We start from the raw sequence: 17,207 nt of genomic DNA, 5'->3' as shown, positions 1-17,207 counted from the left end.
CGGAGTCCCGATGCCCGACCTGCTCTACGAGAAGCGCGACGGCGTCGCGACGCTCACCTTCAATCGCCCCGAACGCCGCAACGCGATCAGTCCCCAGCTGATGGTGCAGCTCGCCGACGCCTGGCTCGACTTCCGCGACGACCCCGACGCTCGGGTCGCGGTGCTCACGGGAGCGGGCGACACCGCGTTCTGTGCCGGCGGCGACCTCCAACTATTGATGCCCTTGTTCACCGGGGCGCGCGCACCCGAGGACGAGTGGGATCGCCGGCTGCTGGAGAACCTCGACAAGGTGCCGGTCGCATTGCTCAAGCCCTTCGAGCTCTACAAGCCGATCATCGCGGCCGTGAACGGCTATGCCCTGGCGGGAGGCTGTGAGCTGCTCCAGGCCACGGACATCCGGATCGCCTCGACGAACGCGAGCTTTGGCCTGAGCGAGGTCCAGCGCGGCCTGGTGCCGGGTGGGGGCTCGATGGTGCGGCTCGCCCGGCAGGTGCCCCACTGCAAGGCGATGGAGATCCTGTTGCTCGGCGACCGCATGCCCGCCGAAGAGGCGCTGCGCATCGGGCTGGTCAACGAGGTGGTGGCGCCCGAGGCGCTGCTGCCGCGGGTACAGGAGATCGCCGCGCGCCTCGCGAAGAACGGTCCGCTGGCGGTGCAGAAGGTGAAGGAAGCGGTCCTTCGCACCAGCGGTGTACCGCTCGCCGAGGCGTACGAGATCGAGAACGAGTGCTCTGCCGTCGTGATGGCCTCGGAGGATGCGCGCGAGGGTCCGCGGGCGTTCATGGAGAAGCGGGAGCCCGTCTTCCGCGGCCGATGAGAGGGAAGCAGGCGGCGCTCGCCGTCGTCACGCTCGGCCTGGCTGCGTTGGCGGGCGCCGATCCCCTGCCGGGAGCAACGGAGCTCGAGACGAGCCTCGCGACGCGGCTCGTCGCGGCAGCGGACGCGCGTCCGACGTCGGCGATCCGCAGCCAGCATCGTGCGCCCGACGGACGTCCGCTCTTCACGAACCGCCTGGTGCTCGAGTCGAGTCCGTATCTACTGCAGCACGCCCACAACCCGGTGAACTGGTACGCGTGGGGAGACGAGGCCTTCGCCGCCGCCCGGGAACTCGGGCGTCCGGTGCTGGTGAGCATCGGGTACGCGACCTGTCACTGGTGTCACGTGATGGAGAAGGAGTCCTTCGATGATCTGGCGATCGCCGAACAGCTGAACCGCGACTTCGTCGCGATCAAGGTCGATCGGGATCTGCGGCCGGACGTCGACGCCGTGTACCTCGCGGCCCTCGAAGCGCTCGGGCGACCGGTGGGGTGGCCGGTTCACGTGTGGGTGACGTCAGAGGGCGAGCCGTTCTTCGGGGGGAGCTACTACCCGCCGCGCGATCGGCGCGGTCAGCCGGGACTGCCGCGGGTGCTGGAGACGGTGACGGCCCTCTATGAGGACCCGGAGCGGGTCGCCGAGGACGCTCGCCGATGGACCGACCGTGTGCGCGAGGCTCTGGAAGCGGCGCCCCCGGCCGACGCGACGCTGCCCGAGCCCGCCGTTCTCCTGCGTGCCGCGAAGACCTGGCAGCGTCGAATCGATCCTCGCCACGGCGGGGTGGGAACCGGCCGCAAGCTCCCGAACGCCTTGCCCCATCGCTTTCTGCTGCGCGCCCCCCAGCACGGGGACGACGCGCTGACGAGCGCCGTGCTGCGCAGCCTCGAGACGATGGCGCTCAGCGGGCTGCGCGATCAGGTGGGGGGCGGGTTCCATCGCGCGACACGCGATGCCGCTTGGCGTGTGCCCGAGTTCGAGAAGTCGCTCACGGACAACGCCCGGCTTTGTCTCGATTACCTCGAGGCCTGGCAGGCGAGCGGTGACCCGTTCTTCGCGGAGGTGGCGCGCGACACGGGCGAGGCGCTGCTCCGCGACTTCGCGCTCGCGGGCGGCGGTTTCGCATCGGCGACGGACGCCGCCAACGAGGGGCGAACCAGTGCCTCCGAGGCAGGGCGCTTCTTTACCTGGACCGCTCGAGATTTCCGCGCCGCGGTGGGGTCCGATGCGCGAGCGGGTCTCACCCCCTATTGGGGGATCGGGAACGCGGCATTCGCGATCGGGGACCGACACATCCTGCAACCGAGGCGACGCATCGCCGCGTGGGCGGACGAACTCGCGATCCCGCCGGAACGGCTGGCGAAGGAGATCGCGGAGGGTCGGGCGCGTCTGTTGCGGGAGCGCTCGGCGCGGCGCCGTCCGCTGCGCGATGCAAAGCTCGTCACGGCGTGGAACGGATTGGCGATCTCCGCGTTTGCACGGGCTGGCTTCGCTCTCGATCGACCTTCCTGGGTCGACGCCGCGGCCGCTGCGGCGAACCGCGTCTTGTCCGGACGCACCGAGCGCGGGGCGTTGACGCGCGTGCAGCTCGACGTAGCGCGCTCCGGGCCCGCGTTCCTCGACGACTACGCCTTCCTGGTGGCCGGGCTGCTCGACTTGTACGAGGTCAGCGCGGAGCCGCGCTGGCTGCGCGACGCCCTCGACTTGCAGCGGCGGCTCGATGCGGAGTACGCGGATCCCGCCGGCGGCTACTTCCGCACGGCGCGGGCGGGCGCCTCGCCGCTCGTCCGCGAGAAACCCGTGCTCGACGGGACCGCGCTGCCCTCGGGCAATGGCGTCGCGGCCCAGAACCTGCTGCGGCTGGCCGCGCTCACGGGAGACGAGGCTTATCTCGAGGCGGCGGAGCAGAGCTTCCGCGCTTTCGGCGATCTCCTGCGGAAGACCCCGGACCGCATGCCCGCGCTGCTCGAGGCGCTCGCCTGGCTGCAGGGTGCGCATCAGGAAGTGATCGTGGTGCTTCCCGAAGCCGGGGCGGACGCCGGGGGAGCCGAGGCACTACTGGCGGTGCTGCGTCGGGTCCATCAGCCCCAGCGCGTCCAGGTGATCGTTCGCGAAGGGGAGGCGCTCGAGGCGAACCGCGCCCTCGTGTCTCTGTTGGGCGGGAAGACCGCACGGGATGGTCGCGCCACCGCCTACGTGTGCGAGAACCGCACCTGCCGGTTCCCGACCCCAGACCCGGCCGAGTTCGAGCGTCAGCTCTTGCGAGCGCCGAAGCGGTCGGGCTAACCGGTCAGCCGACTTCTTCGGCGTCGCGGCGCAGCCGCGATTCCCAGGCGGGCGGTGCCTGCTTGTCGCGTAGCAGCAGAGATTGCTGGGCGTAGCCGAGCGCGCCGTCTTCGTCGCAAAGGGCGGCACGCCCGAGCCCGGCGCCGTGGGGTCCGTAGCGGACCTCGGCATCGAAGCCGATCCACTCGCCGCGGGGGGAACGGTGGAACTGGAGCGACGTGTCGACGTTGATCGCCACGAAGGGCTGGGCTGCGACGATCGGATTGCCGCGTTGCACATCGCGCACGATCGGGAGCCCATAGACCATGTCGCAGAGCGTCGCGGCGGCGACGAAGGGGGTGGTGTCCTCGCCGGCGACCAGCGGCACCCGCAGGCGGAGCCATGCGGCCGGGCGAATGAAGTCCTCGACCGGGCGCAACTCGATGGCGTTCACGAAGTCGGTGATCTCGTCGCGCTCGCCGCTCGTGCCGAGCCAGCGGATCGGGGAGCTCGCGTCTTCGAGGTCGCCGAGCGGGTGCGGCGTGCTGTCGGGCGTCGCGGGCACGTCCTCTTCGCGCAGGCGCAGGGCGGTGGCGCGAGCGGCGACCTGGTCGCCGTGGCGGAGCTCGGCTTCGAGCCACTCCGCGGCCTTGCCGTCGCGCAAGGTGCGCACCGAGACGGTCAGCGGCTCGAATGCCGCCGCTCGCCACAGGTCGCAGGTGAAGCGAACCACCTGCATCGGGCGCTCGGAGGGGTGCTCCTGCACGCAGCGGGCGAGCAGACCCTGCACCGGGCCGCCGTGTTGGGAATCGTTGTGCCAGGGCCCGCGCGCGAGGCGCGTGGGAACGAAGCGATCTGCGTCGCGCTCGTAGAGGGCCAGTGAGTTCGAATTCGAGGGATGGCTCAAGGGGACTCCCGTCGGGAGGGCGCTACGAGGGTTTCGGAAGGCGTGTGGATCATGCGCGGTTCATTCGCGGTTCATTCGAACAAGAAGCGGCTGACGGTCTCGGCCACACACGCGGGCTTCGAACCGCCCTCGATCTCGACACTCACGCGAACGACCACCTGGACGCCGCCGGGCACCTTGTCGACGCCGGCGATCTCACCGTGGGCACGGATTCGCGAGTCGACGGGCACCGGTGCCGGGAAGCGCACCTTGTTGCAGCCGTAGTTGACACCCATGGTCGCCGTGGGCACCACGATCAACTCGGGCAGGAACTTGTTGACGAGCGAGAGCGTGAGGTAGCCGTGGGCGATCGGCGCTCCGAACGGGCCCGCCTTGGCGCGTTCGACATCGACGTGGATCCACTGGTGATCATCCGTGGCCTCGGCGAACTGGTTGATGCGCGACTGGGCGATCGACACCCAGTCACTGGTACCGAGGCTCTGACCGACCGCCTGTTCCAAGGCTTCGGCGCTGTGGAATTCCTGGGCCACGTGGCTCCTCCTTCGCGAGCGCGTAGGGTAGGCCAGGTTCCCGATGCAGGCGCGCTTGCTCCGGGCTGCGCGATGCGAGAGGCTTCCGGCGTGGGACTCACCTTCGACGACGGCGCGGCACGCGGTGTCGAGGCCATCTACCGCACGCCCGACGTCGCCGCCCAGCGCAGTCAGACCCTCGTCGCGCTCGGTCTGGCGCCGGGCGAGCGGGTCCTCGACATCGGCGTCGGGCCGGGATTCCTGGCCGATGACATGGCGCGCATCGTCGGAGCGGACGGTCACGTCGCGGGCATCGACACGAGTGAGCCGATGCTGGCAATGGCGCGCGCCCGCTGTGGCGAGGGCGTGGACCTGCGCACGGCCGATGCAACGGCGTTGCCCTTCGACGCGGGCGCCTTCGATGCCGTCGTCTCCACCCAGGTGCTCGAGTACGTGCCCGACCTCGACGGCGCGCTCGCCGAGATCGCCCGCGTGCTGCGCGTCGGGGGCCGGGCGGTGATCCTCGATACCGACTGGGATACTGCGGTCTGGCAGACCGAGGACCGCGCGCGGATGCGGCGGGTGCTCGATGCCTGGGAGGCCCACCTCCACGATCCCTGTCTGCCGCGCACGCTGGGGCCCCGGCTCGATGCGGCCGGGCTCACCGTGCAGCGCCGCGACGTCATCCCGCTGCTGAATCCCCACCTGCATCCCAACTGCTACAGCCACGGCATCCTGGTCGCGATCCAGGCGTTCGTCGCGGGTCGGGAGGAGGTGGGCCCGGAAGAGGCGGCTGCCTGGGGCGACGAGCTGCGCGCGCTGGCGGCCGCCGGCCGGTACTTCTTCAGCATCAACCGCTACCTGTTCGCGGCCACGAAGCGCTAGCGGGGCCTTCCGAGCTTTCCCAGCCGGGGCAGGGAGTTCCTGCCGAATCTGCCACCCACTTGCTCAAGCCTGAAGGGGGGCCGGCCGATAGCGACGGCATGCCCAGTCCGTCGTTCTCCGAACAGGCCGATCGCTGGCTCTCCCGGCTCTTCCCGACCCGTTTCGGTCCGGGAGCCGCCGAGTGGCGGCATGGGCGTGCGGGAGCGCCCCACCTGTGGCGCATGCAACGCCACTTCCAGATCGACTTCCTGCAGCGCATGGGGCTCGCGCCCGGAGACAGCCTGCTCGATCTGGGCTGCGGCACGCTGCGCGGCGGCCTGCCGCTGATCGGCTTCCTGGCGGCCGGCCACTACACGGGCATCGACATCCGCAAGGACGTGATCGCCGAAGCCCGCCACGAGCTCGAAGAGGCGGGGCTCGCCGAGCGCTACCCGAGGATCGATCACGTCGAGAGCCTCGACGGGCTCGAGCTGCGGCGGGTCTTTGCGTTCGTCTGGGCCTTCGGGCTGCTGCCGCACCTGGAGGACGAAGAGCTCGCCGTCGCGCTCGCGTTCGTGGCCCGTCACCTGGCCGCGGAGGGCGTGTTCTACGCGAACGTCCACCTCGGAGACGGGCGACTCGGAAACTGGGCGGGATTCCCGATCCTGGCGCGACCGCTCGACTGGTACGCCGAGCAGGCGAACCGGGCCGGGCTGACCCTCGAGAGCCTCGGTCGGCTCCAGGAGCTGGGACACGTGTCCGGCGATCGCAGCTTCGACGCCCAATTCATGCTGCGGCTGCGCGCGCGCCGCTAGCGCCGGGCCACCCCGAAACGAAAACGCCCCCGGGCCGAAGCCCAGGGGCGCTCGTGGACGCAGAGCGGGCAGGGGCGCCCGCTCGGATCCCTCGGCTCAGCGAATCTTGACGCCGAGCGAGTTCAGGACGGCGATCGTCAAGCCGCCGGTCGGCAGGCCCTTCGCCTTCTGGTAGGTGTTCACGGCCTCGAGGGTCTCGCGGCCCACGACACCGTCGATCGGGCCCGGGTCGTGACCGGCGTTCTTCAGCGCGCGCTGCAGGGCCTGGATCGTGTCGGGCCGGATGTTCGTCTCGCAGAGCACCTCACGCCACTCGGTCTTCGAGTCGCTGACGAGGCGGCGCTTCGTGACGGTCTCGTATTCGGCCGGGATCTCGATCTTCTTCTCCTGGGCCGGCTGCACGAGCTTCTGCACGCGGACGGTGCGGTACTCCGCCGGGATCGTGACCTTCTTCGTGCTGGACGGCGTCTTCACGACCCGCTTGCGCACGTTCTTCTTCACGGCCGGGATCTCGACGCGCTGGGTGGTCGCAGCGCTCTTCAGCACCCGCTTCTTCACCGTCTTGTACTCGGCCGGCACTTCGACCAGGCACATGATCTCGCCCGTCGAGTGGTTGACCTTCTCCACCGGGCCGCGGCCCTTCTTCCACTCGGTGCGCGCGGGCCGCACTTCGATCTTTTCCTCGACCATCTCGTACTTCGCGGGCACCGGAACGAGCTTGAAGGAGGCGGGCTTCACGGTCACCTCTTCCTGCTTCCACTCGTAGGCAGCCGGCACGATCTCGAGCTTCTCGGTGGCTTCCTTCACGAGCACCTTCTGCTCCACCCACTCGTAGACCGGGGCCACGGTCTCGATGCGGGTGGAAGCCTCACGGCGAACCACCTTCTGCTGGTCGGTCTCGTAGGACGCCGGCACGTGGACCCGGGCGTAGCACTGGCCGGCCTTGGCGTTGGGCGGCAGATCCACCGCGTTCTGCGCTTGGACAGCCCCGGCGGTCATGCCGAGGGCGGCCATCGAGCTGATGATCCATGCGGTCTTCATCCGAAATCTCCGTTCTGTATATGGATTTTCGAGCGCCCCGCCGCGCTCGCAGCACTCCCCGACCGCAAGGATCCTGGATCCACGCGGACATCGGCGGGATTTTGCTCGTCAACTGCACACGGTGCAATGCCCTCGGGCCGCGATTCGTCACGACGCGGAAAGGGCCGAACGGGGCCCGGATCGGCCCTCCCGAGCGGGAGGCCGGCGGGGGCCTACTGGAGGCGGGTCAGGAACTCGCGCTCGGAGAACCGGAACGACGCCCAGAGCTGGTCGCCCCGACGCTCCACGGTGACGAGGGCCGCCGGCGCCCCGGCGCCCGCAGACGCCTCGAACCGCATCCGATCCGGCCCCTCGTCGACGAGCAAGTAAGGGCCCGAAGCCCGGTAGCGCACGAGCAATTCCGGATCCGCGAAAGAGAACTCGGATTGGTCGAGGAGCTGGCGGACCGAGTCAGCGGCCGGCGAAACCGACGGTGCCGGATCGCTTTCCGCATGAGCACAGGCCAGGAGGGCGCCTGCGGCGATTACCACGAGAACCACACGCCGCATGCCGGCTTCTTCGGAGGGGACTGGCGCCGGCTTGAGGGCACGGGGCGCGGTCGGGGCACTCGGTGAGGCGGGTCAGCACTCGCTCCCCGCCCAGGACTCCGAGGGCGCGGCCGCGCCGGCCCGCTCCGTCCGCTGCCCGCGCGGTCGGCGCCACGCCAACAGCCCGACGGAGAGCGCCATCGCGAGGGTCGGGAGCACGCACATCAAGAAGCGGATGCCGAGTTCGCCGCGCGGGCCCGGCGCGACGCCCGCACCGATGCCACTCCACTGCAGCACGAGGCCGGCGATCCCCACCGCCACCGCCGCACCGATCTTCTGAACGAGATGGAACGCAGCGAAATAGGCGCCTTCCTTGTTCTCTCCCGTACGCGCCCGGTCGCGTTCGATGGCATCGCCGAGGACGGCGGGGGGCAGGATGCGCGCCGCGGCCTGGCCGAGACCGACACAGCCCCCGATTGCCAAGAGCCATGCCAACGGGGTCTGGTCGTCGACGAACAGGTAGCCGCCGAACGCGCATGCCGAGAGCGCGCACGAGAACTGCCAGGTGCGCCACGCCCCGATGCGTCCGGCGAGAGCGACCCACAGCGGGATCGAAGCGCAGGTCGGGAGCACGAAGGCGGCGAGGAACTGGGCCGAAGTGCCCGGGCGGTCCATCACGTACTCGGTCAAGAAGGGAAGGACTGCACCCATCGCCGCAGTTCCGACGTCCGCCAGGAACACCGCGGCGAGGACCGTACGCGCGATCGGGTTCGCGAGCACGTCGCGCATGGCCTGCCACGGGCTGCTCCCGCCATCACCCTCTGGCTGTGCGGGTTCGCGGAGACGAAGGGCCGCGATGCCCGCACACGTCGCGGCCAGCGCGCCGAGCGCCGCGGCAATGCCCGGCGCCGAGGTGGGCGCATTCTCGATCTGATGCAGCGCTCCGATCGCGACGAAGATCCCCGCGAGCTCACCGACACCGCGCGCTGCGTAGAGTCGGGTACGCGCCTGTGCCGTCGGCGCGATCTCGGTGCCCCAGGCCGCGTGCGGGATACTCACGGCCGTGTACGCCGTGTGGTAGAGGAGCAGGGCGGCAGCCATCCACAGCGTGGCGCCGAGGCTGCCGACGGGAAAGATCGGCAGCCAGAAGGCCCAGAACCCCACCGCGAGCGGCACGGCACCTGCGAGGAGCCAGGGGCGGCGTCGGCCCCAACGGGTGCGCGCGCGGTCGCTCCAGTGGCCGACGATCGGATCCGACACGGCGTCCCAGACCCGACCGAGTGCGAAGACCCCGCCCACGATCGCCGGGGCGACGCCGAGGACGTCGCTGCCGTACTTCAGCGCGTAGAAGATCACGAGCCAGAGCAAGGCCTGGAGCCCGGCCGAAGGCATCGCGTACAGCACCAGAGTCTGGACACCCAACGGTGTCTGCAGGGGGGTCTCCTGGGTGGGAGCGCTCATGCGGCACCCGTGGCGGCCTGGGGGGAGACCACCGGCGCGGGCACGCCGTGCGGGTGCACGAGCGCGAGTCGTTTGATGCCGAGCCGATCGCGCCGCGGCTCGAGCGGTCGACGGAGGAGCTCCTCGTACGGCAGGGCGAGCAGGGGCTGGGCCCGGCGGCCGCTGCGCCAAGCGCGCCACAGGAAGCGGTGGAAGGCAAAGCGGTCCTTCCAGGAACCCCGCAGAATCGCGACGGCAAACAGCAGCTTGAAGGTCCGGTCCGAGCAGCCCTGTCCGATCGTGAAAGCGAGCAGTCCGACTTCGCCGACGGGGTCGGTCTCGTAGCCGGTGAGCACGTGCCAGAGATCGTGGATCGGGTTCAGGCGGTCGAAGAACCAGGCGCGCGCAGGGTCGAGGGAAGGCTGGAGCTCCCGCAGTCCCGTGTTGTCGCGGGCCTGGATCAACCCGTCGGCCGACACGTGGTTGCGTTCCGCGAACGCGAGATAGCCGCGGCCGAGGCTGCCCTCGGGCAAGCGCGCGAGGCTGTCGCGATCGGCCAGCGCGGCGATCAGGTCCGGCGCGTGATGGAGCAGTCTGCCGCTGCCCCCGATCGAACGGAAGGCCTGGAAGGTCGGCTCGCTGCCGCGACCGCCGATCGCCCGCATCAGCTCGAAGACGCTCTCGGTCCGCTCTGGGTTCGAGAGCAGCCGCGCGAGGCCCCGGGCCGTATCACGCCAGGCGATGGGGCGGTTCGGCAGGGGCGGCCCGACCTCGAGGGGGGCGTCGGACGCCACCGGAGGCGCTGCGGCGGCGGGCGTCAGAGAAAGGGTCGGCTGGACGGACGACATGTGGGTTCCTCCAATTTCGCGTGCTCCATGCACGCGCGAACCGGAGTCTCGGCCCGACGCGAAGGTGAGTCCCAACGGAAGCCTGATGGTTTTCTGAGGCTTCGGGTGGTGCGGAAGCCCCTGATTTCAGGAGCGAAAAGCGCGGACGACGCGCTACCCGAGCGCCTCGAGCACCCACGGCCGCGGTGCGTCGTAGCGGCGGGCCGTGCCGATCTCACGGGCGCGCGCCGACAGGCGCTCGCAGGCGGCCTGCGCCGCCGCGGTGTCCCCGGCCGCTGCGTCGAGGGAGGCTCCCAGGGCCTCGGACTCGAGGGTCGCGGGCATCAGGCCGGCGCGCCGCTCGAGGGCCATCCCCGCGGCGAGATGGGTGCGTGCCTCGTCCGGTCGTCGGTCGAGGATCGCCAGCATCGCGAGCAGGGTTTCGACGGTCCCGATGCTCACGCGCACGAGATCGTGCATCACCACGAGGCCGCGCTTCGGGAGCAGCGCCTCGCCGATCCGGGTGCCGGCCTCGCGATCGCCCAGGCGGCACGCGAGTGCCACCAGCACCTGCACGTGGGTCAGCCAGTGCTCGTCGGGCTCGAGGGAAGCGAGACCCGTGTCGCGGATGTCGCGCATCACGTCTTGCCCGGGAGCCGCGTCGCCCCGGTCGATGTGTTCCATCGAGGTGGCGGTGCGGATCAGCGAGCCGATGCCGAGGAAGCCGGCCTCGCGCAGGCTCGCGAAGCCATCGAGGGTGCCCGCGTCGGCAAAGGACTCCCCGCGCATCCCGGCCAACCAGATGCGCTGGCCGATGTACAGCGGCTCGGAGAATCCGACCGTGCCGCGACCGATCTGGCGGGCCTCCTCGAAGTCGCGCTCGGCCGCACCGAAGTGTCCGAGACTCATCTCGTGTCCGCCGCGCATGAGTCGGGCGAGGAAGCGGAAGATCGGCATCCGCAGCTGCTCCGCCGTAGCGAGGTAGCCCTTGGCGTCGCGGTCCGCTCCGTCGCCGTCGCCGAGGATCGCGTGGTAGCCGTAGCGTGCGTCGTAGCCGAGCGTTTCGAAGCGGAGGTCGCCCTGGCGTCCCAGCGTCAGCGCCTCTTCGGCCACCTTCGCGCGCTCGGGGATCCGGTCGGGTCCAAGGGAGGCCCAGAAGCGCGCTGCCAACGCGTCGGCGAGGGCCGTGGGGTCGCCCGTCTGCTGGGCGAGCGACCAGGCTTCCGCGGCGAGGGCGTCGCGCCGGGCCATCGTGTCGGAGTGGGGAGCGGAACCGGTGAGTCGCGCCAGGACGCGCGCGCGCAATGCGGGAGGCGTGCGCTCCCCGGTCGCTTCCACCGATTCGAGGAGCGCCAGCGCCCCGGGGTGGGGCGGCGAGCCCGATTCTCCGAAGCCGCGCGCGCCGACCGCGGCTTCCGCGATCAGGTCGCTCCGACCGAGGCTCTCGGCGCCGCGCGCCGCCTCGAGGAAGCGCGCACGACTCGGCTCGCGCAGCCCCGCGGCGGCCTGGGCGTCACCGAGGGCGAGCAGCAGCTCGACGCGTCGCGCCGGATCCCCGAGACCCGCGAGATCGAAGACCTCGAGGGCACGTTCCCAGAACCCTGCGGCTTCGTCGTGTGCGCGGACGCGCTCGGCCTGTCGGGCGGCTTCGATGCAGCTCGCGATCGCGCGCTCTTCGCCGCCACCGGAGGCGGACATGTAGTGGTGATGCGCGACTTCGGCCGCCAGGTCGTCCCGGCCCTGGCTGCGCTTGCGCGCGAGTGCGTCGCCGGCCCGCGCGTGGAGACGGACGCGCTGGGGAACCGAGAGCTCTTCGTGCAGGACCTGCCGGGTCAGCGCGTGCGCGAACTCATAACCGGCGATGCCCGCTTCCACGAGCAGCTGGGCGGCCAACGCCTCGCCCAGCAGTTCCAGCAGTTCCTCGTTCGGAACCTCGGTGACCTCCGCCAGCAGCGCCGTCTCGAAGCCGCGTCCGAGCACGGCAGCCGCCTGGAGCGCGCGGTTGCACTCCTCGGACACGAGCGAGAGTCGACGTCCGATCGCGTCCCGGACGCCCTGGGGCAGCTCGAGCGAGGCCGGCACCTCGACGCGCTCGAACTCTCCGCGATCCTCGAGCAGCCGGGCCATCTCCTGCACGAAGAACGGGTTGCCATTCGTGAGCCCGTGAACCGCCTCGACCCAGCCCGCCGACACGTCTTCCGAGGAGTGCGCCTCGAGCAACGCTTCGACCTCCGCCGCACTGAGCCCCGCCAGCTCGATCCGATCGCAGCGGGTCTCCCGCGCCATCTCGCCGAGCACGGTCGAGAGGGGGTGCTGCCGACGCACCTCGACGTCGCGGTAGGTGGCGAGCAGCAGCATGGAACCCGCATCCGGAGAGCGCGCCAGGAAGCGCAGCAGCCGCAGCGAGTCGCGGTCGGCCCAGTGGAGGTCGTCGACCAGCACGAGCAGCGGTTGCTGGGAAGCCGCGAAGGCGAGAAGTCGTGTGACGCTGTCGAAGAGGCGGAAGCGCGTCTGTTCGTCGGACCCCGGCGCCACGGTGGGGAGGTCGGGGAAGCGCGCGGCCACGTCCGGACAGAACGCGGCGGCCTCCGCGGCGGCGTCTCGCAGAGCGGTGGGCAGCGCTTCGCTGCCGCCCTGCTGGGTCCAGCCGCGCAGGACCTGAACCCAGGGCCAGTAGGCGGGAGCGCCTTCCCCTTCGAAGCAGCGACCGTGCAGCACGCCCATACCCGCCGCCGCGGCCCGCCGCGCGACCTCTTCGCAGGTGCGGGTCTTCCCGATCCCCGGTTCACCCACCAGGAACACGGTGCGGGTCGCTCCCCCACGCGCGTCCTGGAGCGCTTCGTCGATCCGCTTCAGCACGCTCCCGCGCCCGACGAAGTCGGCGCGGGTGTCGCCGACGGCCGCTTCGGTTGCCGACGCGGCGTCGCTGCGCGACGTGGGCGCCGTCGGCTCTGAGGCGGGTTCGAGTTCGCCCACGAAGCGATAGCCCCGTCCGTGCACCGTGGCGATCAGGGCCTGTCGCCCCCGGGTGTCTCCTACGGCGCGGCGCGCGGCGGCGATGCAGCGCGGAAGCACCGAGTCGCTGACGGCTTCGCCGGGCCAGAGCGTGTCGAGGAGCTCCTGTTTCGAGACGACCCGGTCGCAGTGCTCGATGAGATAGGCGAGGACGTCGAAGACCTTCGGCTCGATGCGCACGGGGCGACCGCGGCGGCGCACCTGGTAGAGCGCGGCATCGAGCTCGACGTCGGCAAAGCGCCGGATCACGGCGCCTCGGGGATCACCTGGCCGTCCCGCAGCCGGTGCTTCTGGAGCTTGCCGAGCGCGTTGCGGGGGAGGGCCGCCACCACATGCACCCGACGCGGTTGCTTGTAGCCCGCGAGCAGTGGGGCGACGTGCGCGCGCAGTGCTTTCAGACTCGGCGGAGACGCGGACACGATGTAGGCGGTGACTTCCTCTCCCCACTCGGGGGACGCGGTGCCCACGACCGCTGCGTCATCGACTTCCGGGTGGGTGCGCAACGCTTCCTCCACCTCGCGAGGATAGACGTTGTAGCCACCGCTGATGATGAGTTCCTTCGCCCGCCCATCGAGGACGAGGTAGCCCTCCGGGTCGAAGCGCCCGAGATCCCCGGTACGAAACCAGCCGTCGCCGGTAAATGCGTCCGCGTTGGCCTCGGGGCGTTCCCAGTAGCCGGCGAACACGCTCGGTCCGCGCACCTCGACCGCTGCGCCCTCGGAAAGCCGCAGGGAGACCCCGGGCAGGGGAAACCCGACGCTGCCGGGGCGCCGCTCGCCGTCCAGGGGGTTCGAGGCGAGCATCAGCGTCTCGCTCATGCCGTAACGCTCGAGGATCCGCTGGCCCGTCGCGGCCGCAAAGCGGTCGTGGAGCTCGGCGGCCAGGGGCGCCGACCCCGACACGCAGAGCCGCAGCCGACCGAGAGCCGCTACCTCCGGGTGCGACACTAGCCGGTGATAGAGCGTCGGTACGCCGAAGAACAGGGTCGCGTCGCCGTCCTTCGCGATCGCGAGCACGGTGTCCGGGTCGAAGCGCGGCAACGATGTGAGCGCCGCGCCGGCGTGGAGGGTGCCGTAGAGCCCCACGCCCAGGCCGTGCATGTGGAAGAGTGGCAGGCAGAGGAGCAGGTGGTCGGACCGGGTCCAGCCCCAGGCGACGCGCAGCGCTTCGAGCCCGGCGAGCAGGTTGGCGTGGGAGAGCACGGCGCCCTTCGGGCGGCCGGTGGTGCCCGAGGTGTATCCGATCAGACCCGCTGCCGCGGGATCGACGGCGTCGAGTGCGGGCGTGTCGCCGTCGGGCAGCGCCAGCGCCGGCGTCCAGACCTCGATCGCGGGATCCGCCGCGCGTGCCCAGTCGGCGCGCTCCCCCGCGTCGAAGAGCGCGACCTTCGGGCGGGCGTCGCGGATCAAGTGGGCGAGTTCGTCCGGGCCGTAGGCGGTGTTCGCGGGCACCACCGTGAGACCCGAGCGCAGCGCGGCGACGTGGGCCACGACCAGGTCGAGGCTCGCTTCGGCGGAGATCAGCAGGCGATCCCCGGACCGGAGCCCGGCCCGCGCCAGTCGGCCCGCGGCCCGGGCGCTGGCGGCTTCGAGATCGCCGTAGCGGAGCGCGCCTCCGCCGTACAGCGAGGCGCACGGGGCGTCGGGCTGCGTCCGAAAGTGACGCGCCCAGCGCGCGGGGAGGGTACCTGCGCCCGCGGCCGTGGGGTCGTAGCTGTCGGACGCGGCCATTCGGTTTCGCTCGAGCCGATCAGGCTTCTTCGGCGACGCCGTAGTGGGCGCAGTAGTCGGCGAAGCGGGCGCGCTCTTTCTCGGGGTCGAGGCCCATTCCTTCCAGCGAGTAGCGGTGCGCGCCATGGGCACCGCGCGGGCGCGCGTCGAGGTAGCCGCGGATGTCGTCGGCGAGGCCGGACGGGAAGCGCCACTCGGCTTGCGCGTAGACCGCCTCGATCGCGCCGACCGGGTCGTCGAGCAGCTGGGCGTACTGGACGTCGATGAACTGGTCGTCGGGAAGCCGGCCGTCGGCGCGGCGTGCGATCTCCTGGGCGAAGACCGCCGCGTAGCCCGCGGTGGTGAGCTCGGCGGTTCCGACCGGGTCCGCGATGTCGCCGCGCATCCAGAGCAGGGTGGCCATCAGGCTGAGCGTCGAGGGAATCGTCTTCAGCGGGTCGCGGTGGGTTCTCAGGATCCGCGCCTCGGGGTAGACGTCGAAGAGCGCGCGGAGCTGGAAGAGATGACTCGGCGCCTTCAGCAGCCAGCGTTCGCCGCCCTGGCGTTGCTGCAGGGTCCGCAGGAACCGCGCGTGATAGCGGTAGGCGGGGCGCTGGTCGGCTCTCGCCAGGAACTCGGAGTAGCTGGGCACGTGGTGGTTGCCGCCCCAGTGATCCGAAAGGAACGCGTGCACCGAGATGTAGAGGCACTCGTTCGGAAGGTCGCCCGAGTTCGCGTGCATCGTCTCGTACTCGGGCTGCACGTCGTGCCAGAACTGGGTGAGCTGGTCGCCGATCGGCCGCAGTGCGTCGCCTTCCAACGCCTCGACCGGGTGGTGCATCTCCCAGAGCGCGGGCGACCGCGTCGCCGGGTCGAGCGCCAGCAACTCGAGCAGGATCGAGGTGCCCGAGCGCGGGGCTCCCACGATGAACGCCGGCGGCAGCAGCGGGGCCTCGAGGATCTCGGGTCGGCGTTTCCAGAGGTCGGCCAGCTGCAGTCGATTGCGCAAGGTGCGCAGGATCTCGCTGCGGGTGATGAGGCGCCCGGTGAGGTGCAGGGCCGCTTCGTTCTCGAGGGACTCGACGAAGAGCCGGTACGGCGCTTCCCATTCGTCGCCCCCGAAGTCCTCGAGGCCACACGACGCACGAGCGGTCGCGATCAGCACGTCGGGATCGAGGGAGACGAGGTGGTGCGCTCCTCCCACGGCATCCCCATGGGCGTTCAGGCGCTCGACCCAGCGCGGCCGCGGCGGGGGGGTCCAGAGCGACATCGTGCCTACCGGAACCGATCCCAGGCGGCCTCGGCGCGGGCGGCGAGGCGCTGACGACGCTCCTGGGGCGAGACCTCCGGATGACCGGGCGGCAGCACTTCGCGGAGCTGGTTGCGTCGCAGCAAGCGGACTTCGGGCTGGGGGTTGTTCTCGGCCCATACCCAGCGGTACACGAGCATGCCGCGCGCGCGGCCCTCGGTGTCGATCCAGTTCGGGACCCCCGGATCCTCGTGCGAGATCACCAGGCGCACGATGCCGTCGTCGTCGACGTGGACCTGCTGGTCGTTGAGGCTGGTGGTGCGGCGGTCCCACTCGCCGGATTCGAGCCAGGGCAGGGTGTGCGACACGAAGCTCCAGTACTGGGCGTCGGGTCGCTCGACCTGGAGCAACAGCACCTCGTCGGGGAGGAGCTGCCAGAAGCAGTTGCCGTAGAGGATGTTGTCGGCGCCTCCAGGCGCGCTCTGCGCTGGCCCGGCCTCGTTCGGTGCGCCGCGCGACCAGGCCCGGCTGGTGTAGCGGTGCCAGTACTCCATCGAGGCCTCGACCCAGCGGATCGAACGGTCGAGACCGCTGGCGAGCTGGGTCGGATCGATGGGACCGCGCGGCTTGCCGACGGTCTCCTCGCAGGCGATGTGGAACTTCGGCGCCGCGTCGTTCTGCCAGTCGGCGAGGTACTGCCGAATGGTGAAGATGCGGGCGTCGGGGTGCAGGCCGATGCAGTTCCCCTCGATCGCCGGGTGGGCGTCGGGGGTGAGCCACAGCTCGAACTCGCCGTTCGGCCCGGTCTCGAAGTCGCTGAAGGAGCGCTCTCCGAAGACGCCGTACTCGTTGAGATGCATGTCGCCCTCGTGGAGCGAGAAGATCGCCTGGCGCAGGCCGCGTGTGTCCTCGGACCACACCCGATAGGTCTTGGTGGGGTCGATGTTCGCGCGCAGGTAGACGTTGTCGGGGTTGGGACCGCCCCACTGGTTCCAGGGATCCTGGTGGCGCACGAAGCCCGGGAAGCGCGGGTCGCCGGCCTCGACCTCCTGTTGCAGCGCGTAGATGAGCCAACGGGTGAGCGCGCGGTAACCCTCGGCCCGGCTGCGCGGGTCGTTCGGATAGGGCTCCCCCCGGATCGCCTCTCCCAGCCCGGCGAGGCGCTCACAGAAATCGGCCCAGGCGGAGCCGTCGAGAAGCTCGAGTGATTTCTCGGTCATCGGGGT

General features: G+C 70.8%; 14 protein-coding genes. 4 read left to right on the top strand and 10 right to left on the bottom strand.

The genetic code is table 11. The annotated features are described in order from the left end of the window. Positions 1 to 10 precede the first annotated feature (10 nt). Positions 11 to 817, top strand: coding sequence for an enoyl-CoA hydratase-related protein (locus AAF430_23960; GenBank protein MEM7413308.1), 807 nt, complete (start codon positions 11 to 13; stop codon positions 815 to 817). After that, entirely contained in the window at positions 814 to 3,099 is a 2,286-nt protein-coding gene (locus AAF430_23955) for a thioredoxin domain-containing protein (GenBank protein ID MEM7413307.1), read from the top strand. Before AAF430_23960 ends, AAF430_23955 begins: the two co-directional genes overlap by 4 nt. Positions 3,100 to 3,103: 4 nt before the next feature. Here AAF430_23955 and AAF430_23950 read toward each other — a convergent pair whose 3' ends face one another. Both AAF430_23950 and AAF430_23945 read right to left on the bottom strand, forming a co-directional pair. Continuing rightward, positions 3,104 to 3,985: a thioesterase family protein gene (locus tag AAF430_23950; protein ID MEM7413306.1), complete on the bottom strand. Its 882-nt coding sequence runs from the start codon at positions 3,983 to 3,985 to the stop codon at positions 3,104 to 3,106. 71 nt (positions 3,986 to 4,056) lie between these two features. Next, positions 4,057 to 4,515 carry a MaoC family dehydratase gene (locus AAF430_23945; protein MEM7413305.1) on the bottom strand — a complete coding sequence of 153 codons (459 nt, stop codon included), beginning with the start codon at positions 4,513 to 4,515 and terminating at the stop codon, positions 4,057 to 4,059. A 90-nt stretch (positions 4,516 to 4,605) separates the two neighbouring features. Between AAF430_23945 and AAF430_23940 the strand changes: the two genes are divergently transcribed. Both AAF430_23940 and AAF430_23935 read left to right on the top strand, forming a co-directional pair. Beyond that, positions 4,606 to 5,379, top strand: coding sequence for a methyltransferase domain-containing protein (locus AAF430_23940; GenBank protein MEM7413304.1), 774 nt, complete (start codon positions 4,606 to 4,608; stop codon positions 5,377 to 5,379). A 98-nt stretch (positions 5,380 to 5,477) separates the two neighbouring features. Further along, positions 5,478 to 6,173, top strand: coding sequence for a class I SAM-dependent methyltransferase (locus tag AAF430_23935; protein MEM7413303.1), 696 nt, complete (start codon positions 5,478 to 5,480; stop codon positions 6,171 to 6,173). Positions 6,174 to 6,269: 96 nt separating this feature from the next. Here AAF430_23935 and AAF430_23930 read toward each other — a convergent pair whose 3' ends face one another. From AAF430_23930 to AAF430_23895, 8 genes are all read right to left on the bottom strand, one after another. Further along, complete coding sequence (locus AAF430_23930) at positions 6,270 to 7,214, bottom strand: peptidoglycan-binding domain-containing protein (GenBank protein MEM7413302.1); 945 nt, start codon at positions 7,212 to 7,214, stop codon at positions 6,270 to 6,272. A gap of 212 nt (positions 7,215 to 7,426) precedes the next feature. Further along, complete coding sequence (locus tag AAF430_23925; protein ID MEM7413301.1) at positions 7,427 to 7,762, bottom strand: hypothetical protein; 336 nt, start codon at positions 7,760 to 7,762, stop codon at positions 7,427 to 7,429. A 72-nt stretch (positions 7,763 to 7,834) separates the two neighbouring features. Next, a complete protein-coding gene (locus AAF430_23920; GenBank protein ID MEM7413300.1) occupies positions 7,835 to 9,202 on the bottom strand; it encodes an MFS transporter in 1,368 nt (455 codons plus the stop codon). After that, entirely contained in the window at positions 9,199 to 10,029 is an 831-nt protein-coding gene (locus tag AAF430_23915; protein MEM7413299.1) for a Coq4 family protein, read from the bottom strand. The genes AAF430_23920 and AAF430_23915 overlap by 4 nt, the downstream gene beginning before the upstream one ends. Before the next feature lie 153 nt (positions 10,030 to 10,182). Next, on the bottom strand, positions 10,183 to 13,272 hold the full coding sequence (locus AAF430_23910; protein MEM7413298.1) for an AAA family ATPase: 3,090 nt from the start codon (positions 13,270 to 13,272) through the stop codon (positions 10,183 to 10,185). Continuing rightward, complete coding sequence (locus tag AAF430_23905) at positions 13,269 to 14,753, bottom strand: AMP-binding protein (GenBank protein MEM7413297.1); 1,485 nt, start codon at positions 14,751 to 14,753, stop codon at positions 13,269 to 13,271. The genes AAF430_23910 and AAF430_23905 overlap by 4 nt, the downstream gene beginning before the upstream one ends. A gap of 19 nt (positions 14,754 to 14,772) precedes the next feature. Beyond that, entirely contained in the window at positions 14,773 to 16,002 is a 1,230-nt protein-coding gene (locus AAF430_23900; GenBank protein ID MEM7413296.1) for a sulfotransferase, read from the bottom strand. 5 nt (positions 16,003 to 16,007) lie between these two features. After that, positions 16,008 to 17,201, bottom strand: a complete 1,194-nt coding sequence (locus AAF430_23895; GenBank protein ID MEM7413295.1) for a hypothetical protein — start codon at positions 17,199 to 17,201, stop codon at positions 16,008 to 16,010. Between the last annotated feature and the right edge of the window lie 6 nt (positions 17,202 to 17,207).

The sequence above is a fragment of the Myxococcota bacterium genome (assembly GCA_039030075.1).
Taxonomy (GTDB): domain Bacteria; phylum Myxococcota_A; class UBA9160; order UBA9160; family SMWR01; genus JAHEJV01.
This window is presented reverse-complemented; position numbering and strand designations above follow the sequence as displayed.

What these genes read in the sequence shown, in the direction of transcription:
- AAF430_23960 (MEM7413308.1), top strand. Translation starts at nt 11, where the DNA reads ATGCCCGACCTGCTCTACGAGAAGCGCGACGGCGTCGCGACGCTCACC.
- AAF430_23955 (MEM7413307.1), top strand. Translation starts at nt 814, where the DNA reads ATGAGAGGGAAGCAGGCGGCGCTCGCCGTCGTCACGCTCGGCCTGGCT.
- AAF430_23935 (MEM7413303.1), top strand. Translation starts at nt 5,478, where the DNA reads ATGCCCAGTCCGTCGTTCTCCGAACAGGCCGATCGCTGGCTCTCCCGG.
- AAF430_23930 (MEM7413302.1), bottom strand. Translation starts at nt 7,214, where the DNA reads ATGAAGACCGCATGGATCATCAGCTCGATGGCCGCCCTCGGCATGACC.
- AAF430_23925 (MEM7413301.1), bottom strand. Translation starts at nt 7,762, where the DNA reads ATGCGGCGTGTGGTTCTCGTGGTAATCGCCGCAGGCGCCCTCCTGGCC.
- AAF430_23920 (MEM7413300.1), bottom strand. Translation starts at nt 9,202, where the DNA reads ATGAGCGCTCCCACCCAGGAGACCCCCCTGCAGACACCGTTGGGTGTC.
- AAF430_23915 (MEM7413299.1), bottom strand. Translation starts at nt 10,029, where the DNA reads ATGTCGTCCGTCCAGCCGACCCTTTCTCTGACGCCCGCCGCCGCAGCG.
- AAF430_23905 (MEM7413297.1), bottom strand. Translation starts at nt 14,753, where the DNA reads ATGGCCGCGTCCGACAGCTACGACCCCACGGCCGCGGGCGCAGGTACC.
- AAF430_23900 (MEM7413296.1), bottom strand. Translation starts at nt 16,002, where the DNA reads ATGTCGCTCTGGACCCCCCCGCCGCGGCCGCGCTGGGTCGAGCGCCTG.
- AAF430_23895 (MEM7413295.1), bottom strand. Translation starts at nt 17,201, where the DNA reads ATGACCGAGAAATCACTCGAGCTTCTCGACGGCTCCGCCTGGGCCGAT.